Source organism: Polaromonas sp. P1_G4, assembly GCF_056405475.1.
The window spans coordinates 1-6,497 of sequence record NZ_JBFUCA010000228.1; the positions used below are offsets into that span (position 1 = coordinate 1).

Genomic DNA, 6,497 nt, shown 5'->3' on the forward strand with positions numbered 1-6,497 from the left:
GTCTTCAAAGAGCGAAAGCTTGAGCGTGATGGCTGCGCGTATCACGGCCTCCTGCCATTCCAGCGGAATGTGCAGGCGCTGGCTCCATTTTTTCCAGTAGGAAATGGTTTCCTGCTCAAACAGGCGCGCCGTGTCGGCAATGCCGTCGGGCAGCGACTCGTCGGCGCCGAGCAGAAAATTATGCTCGCGTGTCAGCACAAAAGGCTGCTTTGACAGCAGGTGTGAAATCGACACGTCGGTGTTCAGGCGCAGCGTCAGCTCGTCGCCCACATAGCGCAGGTGGTTGCTGCCCTGGGTGATCAGCGGCTTGCGCCGGCCCCAGTCGAAGCGGATGTCCAGCGATACGCGGATGCGCGGCGCGCCGTGGATGGGTTTGACGCGGCGCACCAGCGTCATGGGCCTGAAAAAGCGTGATCGGCTGAAAAAGCGCGGCGCGAAATCGGTGATCTCGATGCCCTGGCCGCGTGTGTCGAACAACTGGGTGCGCAGCACCGCCGTATTGGGCTCATACCACTGCTTGGCTTCGGCGAAATCCTCGATCTCGATGGCGAAGGCGCTGGACTGCGAGTCCTGGATGCCCGGGGYGGTCGCGTCGTCCTGCGCGGGCTGCGGCTCGAGAAGCGCATTGAATACAGGGTCGCCGTCAAACCGCGGCAGGCAGCACCAGACGATGCGGCCGCGCACATCAATCAGCGCACTGAAGGCGCAGTTGCCGATGACGCCCATGGCCAGCGAGGGTTGGGCGGGCGGCGCGAAGTTCAGGGAGTCGGCGGCGACGTTCATGGGCGGCTTTCTGGCGCGGCGGCCGGTGTTTCGTCGGTCTCCCGCGCCATGCCGCCGAAGGCCGCATGCAGCCATTGGTGCAGCGCCTCGGGTGACGCGCAGCGATGGCGCGCCTGGGTGGCGCCTTCGCCGACCTTGATGCCTTCACCGCCCAGGGATTGCACGGCCGCAAAGCCGGCTTCGTCGGTGGTGTCGTCGCCGGCAAACAGGGGCAGGCGGCCCGCAAATGGCGGTTCGGCCATAAAAGCCTTGATGGCCGAGCCTTTGCTGACGTTGGCCGGTTTGACTTCAAAAACACACTTGCCATGCAGCAGCTCGACACCGGGCGTGCGGTCGGCCGCCTCCTGCATGACCTGCAGGCACAGTGCTTCCAGCTCGGGTGCGTGGCGATAGTGCAGGGCAACGGCCGCCAGCTTGATTTCCACGCGCAACCCGTCATGATGCGCGGCCAGGTCGGTGGCGCGTCGGGTGAGCTCCCGCAGGTCCGGCTCTGCCAGGCTGACGACGCGGCCCTGCGTATCGCGGCGCTGCGCGCCATGTTCGGTGGCCAGGGGTAGCCGCAAAGGCGCGAGAAAGCCATCGAGGTCGGCCAGCCTGCGGCCCGACACAATCGCCAGCGCGCCGCCCAACTGCGCTGAAAGCCTCGCCAGGGCTGGAATCACGCCTGAAACCAGCTGGACTGCGTCGGGTTCTGGCGCCAGGTCGGCCAATGTTCCGTCAAAGTCCAGAAAAAGGGCGGTCTGCGCGTTGATGACCGGCAATGACCCGAAAGGCCCGGGAGGAAGTGCGTGTGAAGAGGGTCGGGGCGGCGATGAAGAAGGTGATAAATGCATCGCCATTCACCTTAGCAGAGCCCCTGCTGAATCACTGTAGGCCGGTTTCGCCCTTTTCCACATTTCAGCCAATGGCGGCTACTCTGTAGCGGTGCCGGGGAGGCTGTCCTGCACCGCTTTGACGCGTGCTCTGTGGATGGACTCGCCAATCTGTTTGCCGCCGCGTCCCGCCGCCTGGGCCTGCAGCGCCAGCGGCTGCGTTTGCACCGCCTGGGCCGCGGCCAGGGCATCCAGCAGGCGCGGGCGTTGCGGGTAGGGCGAATCCTGCAGGCCCAGGCGCCCGCGGGCGTCGCATTCGCAGGCCAGCAAAATATCGCCGAAACGCTGGGGCTTGCGAAACGCATCGCAGCGCTCCAGCAGCCGCACCAGGGCCGCGGCGCCCAGGCTTTCGCTGCGGTGCACGTTGCCGTGCTCGCGGGCCACCACGTCGGCAATCTCGCGGCAGTCGACCGGCACGCGCAGGCGCTCGCAGACGTCTTTCAGCAGTTGGGCGCTGCGTTCTTCGTGACCGATGTGCCGCGGCAAAACATCGGCCGGTGTCGTGCCCTTGCCGAGGTCGTGGCACAGGCAGGCAAAGCGCACGGCCAGCGAGCCCTCAAGCTGCGCCGACATGTCCAGCACCATCATCAGGTGAACGCCGGTGTCGACCTCGGGGTGGTGGCTGGCGGGCTGGGGTACACCCCAGAGGCGCGCTACCTCGGGCAGCAACTTTTGCAGCGCGCCGCATTCGCGCAGCACCTCGAACATGCGTGAAGGCTTGCCCTCCATCAGCCCGCGTGCGAACTCCTGCCACACCCGTTCGGGTACCAGCGCATCGGCTTCGCCTTCGGCCACCATGTCCCGCATCAGCGCCATGGTTTCGGGCGCCACGGAGAAATCCGGAAAGCGCGCGGCAAAGCGCGCCAGGCGAAGGATGCGGACGGGGTCCTCGCGGAAGGCATCCGTCACGTGGCGCAATACCTTGTCCCGGATGTCCTGCTGCCCGCCGAACGGGTCGATCAGCGCCGAAAAATTGGGGTTAAAACTGGCTGAAGCTGTTTCTGGACGGGCGGGAGCAGCTATTGAATTGATAGTGAGGTCGCGCCGCGCCAGGTCCTGCTCCAGCGTGACGTCGGGCTCGGCGTGCACCACAAACCCGCGGTAGCCCGGCGCGGTTTTGCGTTCGGTGCGGGCCAGGGCGTATTCCTCACGGGTGTCCGGGTGCAGGAACACCGGGAAATCCTTGCCGACCGGCAGGTAGCCTTGTGCCACCAGCGCTTCAGGGGTGGCGCCCACGACGACCCAATCGTGGTCCTGCACGGGCAGGCCCAACAAGGTATCGCGCACCGCGCCACCAACCATGAATATTTCCATCAGGTCAGTTTAGCGGTTCGCGCCAGCCCCAACAGCCCGGTCGGCGCCGGACTTTCGGTTCAGGAAAAAACAGGCCGGAAGAAACTGCGCTCGTAGCTGATGATGCAGCCGGTCGTTTCGGCGTATTTGAAAGCCGCCAGGCATTCCTGGTCGGAAAAGGAGTTCTGGCGGTAAATCTCGTAGGCCGCCAGACTCTCAAAGGTGAACAAGGCCAATGCAATATTGTTGGCGCCTTCGCTGGGCATGAAGTAGCCATGGTGCGTGCCGCCGAATTTCTCGACCAGCGGAATCCACAGCTTGCCGTAGTGCTCGAACTCCTTGAGTTTGGCGGTGTTCAGCACGTAACGCAGATAGATCGTGACCATGATGTCTCCCGTTCAGCGCCTGACGCGGTAGGGCTCTTCGAATTCGCGGAAATCGTTTTCGGCCAGCGCGTCGTCGATCCAGGCTTTGACACCGGGCAGCGCGCTGACGCGCTGAATGTAGGCGCCGATTTCCGCCGGTACCGGCAGGGCGTACCGGCTCAGGCGCATGCACACAGGCGCAAAGAAGGCATCGGCAATGCCGAACTCTCCAAACAAGAAATTGGCCCCCACGGTCGACTGCGTCTCCCTGCCCCCCGAGGGGGCGCTCGCACCTTGGGGCGGCCCGGCGGTACGAGGGTCCTTGTATTGCTGCAGCAACTCGGTCCACATCTCGACAATGCGCTGCACGTCGGCACGCACGGCCGATTTGTCGCGCCAGATCAGCTGGCCCATGTCCGACAGGTCGGCTTCGATGTTCATGGGGCAGGCCGAACGCAGCGCGCCAAAGCCGCTGTGCATTTCAGCGCATACGCTGCGCGCCCGGGCGCGCGCTTTCACATCCTGCGGCCAGAGCTTTTTCTCGGGAAAGCGTTCCGCGAGGTATTCGGCAATCGCCAGCGTGTCCCACACGACAAAACCGCCGTCGTCCAGCGCCGGCACCCGGCCGGTCGGGTTCACGCCGCTGATTTTTTCCTTGAAGGTCGAGTTGGCATCGAACGAGTCAAAGCGCAGTTTGATTTCTTCAAAAGGAATGCCGGCCTGCTTGAGCAGCACCCAGGGGCGCATGGACCAGGACGAGTAGTTTTTATTGCCGATGTAGAGCTTGAGCATGGTGTCCCTGTTCTGCTGATGATGAAGGAAAGAAGTCAAATGGAAAAACGACTTGCGATGCTACCGCCGTGCGAAATCACGATTGATGCAAAAAATCTTTGAAATTAATGCTACATCCACGGCGAGTAAGAAGGGCGGATTTCCTCTTCAGGCCAACCGGGGCCGCGGAACCGGCTTTGCCGGGCCGCAGGCGCAGCGCCCCCTCGGGGGGCAGCGACCCACACGAAGTGGGGAAGCGTGGGGGCCTAAAAACGGCCGGCGGTTTTACGCTTGGCCGTCAGTCCGCTGCGCAAGCCCTGCGCTCCCAGATAAGAAGGCCCCACCGCATCCAGCGCGGCAGGATGAACACCCAGTGCCTGCAGGCCGGGCAGCTTGCCGGTGGCCACGTTGTCGGTGGCCATGGCGTCGAGGTTGTCGCGGCTCAGCAGCGGCTCTCCGGGCGCGAGCTCCATGAGGCGCGCCTGCAGGCGCCCCAGGGAATCCGGCAGGCTGATCACCGGGCGGCCCTTGCCGCCGTTGATACCGGCGTAGCGACCGGCCAGCCTGACCAGCTGGCGCAGCGTGAACACGTCGGGCCCGCAAACTTCATAGATCTGGCCGGCGGTGTCGGGGTCTTGCAGGCAGTGCACGATGGCGTCGGCGACGTCTTCCACCCAGACGGGCTGAAAGCGCGCATCCGCGGCTGCAAGCGGAACCACCGGAAAGATCTGYTGGAGCCGGGCAAAGGTGTTGAGGAATTTGTCTTCAGCRCCAAAAATCACGCTGGGCCGCAGCACGGTCACATCCAGCCCGGTGCTGAGCAGCACGGCTTCACCGCGCGCCTTGCTGCGCTGGTACATCGATGCCGAACCGGGCGAAGCACCCAGGGCGCTGATGTGAACGATGCGCCTGAGGCCGCTGGCTTCACAGGCCCGGGCCAGCTCCAGCGGCAGTTGCACATGCGCCTTGTCGAATGCGGCCTCTGTGCCGTGAAGGATGGCAATCAGGTTGACCACGGCGTCGTGGCCGGCCAGCAGCGGTGCCAGCGAGGAAGCATCGTGGGCGTCGGCCTCAATCACATCCACCAGCGGCAGCATTTGCAGGTGGCGGGCATTGGCCTGCCGGCGAGTGACCACGGTGACGCGGCATTGCAGCCGCGCCAGTTTTTCGCAGACGTGCGCGCCGACAAAGCCGGTGCCGCCAAGAAGAAGGATTTTTTTCATAACCCCTAATTTAGCGCTTTTACCGTGCCTTGCGCCCTGTTGGCCCATTCTTTGGCCATTCAGGCCTCCAGGCCATGCTGGATGGTCGCAAGCAGCTATCAAATTAATAGCGATTTTTGGCCTTGCAGGATCCGCCCTTGGCCTACACGCCAGGGCCTGCGCCGTCCCCATAATGGTTGAATGAACATTTTTGAAGCACTGCGAACAAGCCATGTCACCCAGCGCGCCCTGGCGGACAACCTCATCAAAACGCAGGGCGACAGCAAGGAAAGAGCCACGCTGTTCAAGGAGCTCAAGCTTGAACTGGCGGCGCATGCCGCGGCGGAAGAGCGCTTTTTTTATGTGCCGCTGATTGCGCACGACATGACACAGGAACCCTCACGCCACGGCATTGCCGAGCACCACCAGATGGACAAGCTGGTGGAAACGCTGGAAGAAACCGATTTCAGCTCGCCCGCCTGGCTGGCCACGGCCAAAGAGCTGCACCACAAGATTTATCACCACCTTGAAGACGAGGAGCAGGGTGTGTTCCAGCTGGCGGGAAAGGTGCTGAGCGAAGCCGAAAAGCTGTCGCTGGCCAAGGGCTATGAAGGCGAGTTCGTCTCGCAGCGCACGAAAAATTAAACCACCACGGCGCCCCTGGACGAGCTTATGAACCGTCCCCGCGCTTGTCGCCGTCAGGCTTGAGCAGCGGTTCGGGCTTTTCCAGAAAACGCACCAGGCGCGGCACCAGCGCCAGGATGCCGAGCGCCAGCAGGGTGCTGAGGACCRCAGTGCTTTCACGTCCCATGCCGGCCGCCACGCCAATGGCCGCCGTCAGCCAGATGCCGGCGGCGGTGGTCAGGCCCTTGACCTGCTCTTCGTCGGGGTTGCCCTTGATGTGCCCCTTGAGGATGGTGCCCGCGCCCAGAAAGCCGATGCCGGCAATCACGCCCTGAATCACCCGGCTCAAGTCGGCGGTGATCATGCCGGACTGCTGCGACACCAGCACGAACATCGCGGAACCCATGGCCACCAGCATGTGCGTGCGCACGCCGGCGGCCTTGCCTTTTTGCTCGCGCTCTATGCCCAGCAAGCCGCCCAGCAACGCCGCCAGCGTGAGGCGAACCATGACGCGCGTGGCCTGCTCGGCATCGGGCAAATCTGAAAACTCCGAGCCGATGGTGTCACCGACTTGCTGCCACCAGGTG

General features: G+C 63.8%; 8 protein-coding genes. 1 reads left to right on the forward strand and 7 read right to left on the reverse strand.

All coding sequences use genetic code 11. The annotated features are described in order from the left end of the window. The 6 genes from AC1D1X_RS12705 to AC1D1X_RS12730 form a co-directional block, all read right to left on the reverse strand. Window positions 1-783: glycoside hydrolase family 15 protein (locus tag AC1D1X_RS12705; RefSeq protein WP_477698392.1), on the reverse strand; the 783-nt coding region annotated here is incomplete at its 3' end. After that, window positions 780-1,616: a trehalose-phosphatase gene (otsB, locus tag AC1D1X_RS12710; protein ID WP_477668439.1), complete on the reverse strand. Its 837-nt coding sequence runs from the start codon at window positions 1,614-1,616 to the stop codon at window positions 780-782. The genes otsB and AC1D1X_RS12705, both read right to left, overlap by 4 nt. Before the next feature lie 78 nt (window positions 1,617-1,694). Further along, complete coding sequence (locus tag AC1D1X_RS12715) at window positions 1,695-2,969, reverse strand: multifunctional CCA addition/repair protein (RefSeq protein WP_477668438.1); 1,275 nt, start codon at window positions 2,967-2,969, stop codon at window positions 1,695-1,697. A gap of 59 nt (window positions 2,970-3,028) precedes the next feature. Then, window positions 3,029-3,334, reverse strand: a complete 306-nt coding sequence (locus tag AC1D1X_RS12720; RefSeq protein WP_477651240.1) for an NIPSNAP family protein — start codon at window positions 3,332-3,334, stop codon at window positions 3,029-3,031. 12 nt (window positions 3,335-3,346) lie between these two features. Then, window positions 3,347-4,105, reverse strand: coding sequence for a glutathione S-transferase family protein (locus tag AC1D1X_RS12725; protein ID WP_477668437.1), 759 nt, complete (start codon window positions 4,103-4,105; stop codon window positions 3,347-3,349). A 245-nt stretch (window positions 4,106-4,350) separates the two neighbouring features. Then, a complete protein-coding gene (locus AC1D1X_RS12730) occupies window positions 4,351-5,307 on the reverse strand; it encodes a complex I NDUFA9 subunit family protein (protein WP_477668436.1) in 957 nt (318 codons plus the stop codon). 180 nt (window positions 5,308-5,487) lie between these two features. Here AC1D1X_RS12730 and AC1D1X_RS12735 point away from each other — a divergent pair, with 180 nt between their 5' ends. Continuing rightward, on the forward strand, window positions 5,488-5,931 hold the full coding sequence (locus AC1D1X_RS12735; RefSeq protein WP_477668435.1) for a hemerythrin domain-containing protein: 444 nt from the start codon (window positions 5,488-5,490) through the stop codon (window positions 5,929-5,931). A 25-nt stretch (window positions 5,932-5,956) separates the two neighbouring features. On the opposite strand, the gene AC1D1X_RS12740 is transcribed toward AC1D1X_RS12735, so the two are convergent. Then, a partial coding sequence (locus tag AC1D1X_RS12740; protein WP_477698393.1) for an MgtC/SapB family protein occupies window positions 5,957-6,497 on the reverse strand: 541 nt, incomplete at its 5' end.

Coding starts and splice junctions, on each gene's coding strand:
- AC1D1X_RS12735 (WP_477668435.1), top strand. CDS start 5,488: ATGAACATTTTTGAAGCACTGCGAACAAGCCATGTCACCCAGCGCGCC.
- AC1D1X_RS12715 (WP_477668438.1), bottom strand. CDS start 2,969: ATGGAAATATTCATGGTTGGTGGCGCGGTGCGCGATACCTTGTTGGGC.
- AC1D1X_RS12725 (WP_477668437.1), bottom strand. CDS start 4,105: ATGCTCAAGCTCTACATCGGCAATAAAAACTACTCGTCCTGGTCCATG.
- AC1D1X_RS12720 (WP_477651240.1), bottom strand. CDS start 3,334: ATGGTCACGATCTATCTGCGTTACGTGCTGAACACCGCCAAACTCAAG.
- otsB (WP_477668439.1), bottom strand. CDS start 1,616: ATGCATTTATCACCTTCTTCATCGCCGCCCCGACCCTCTTCACACGCA.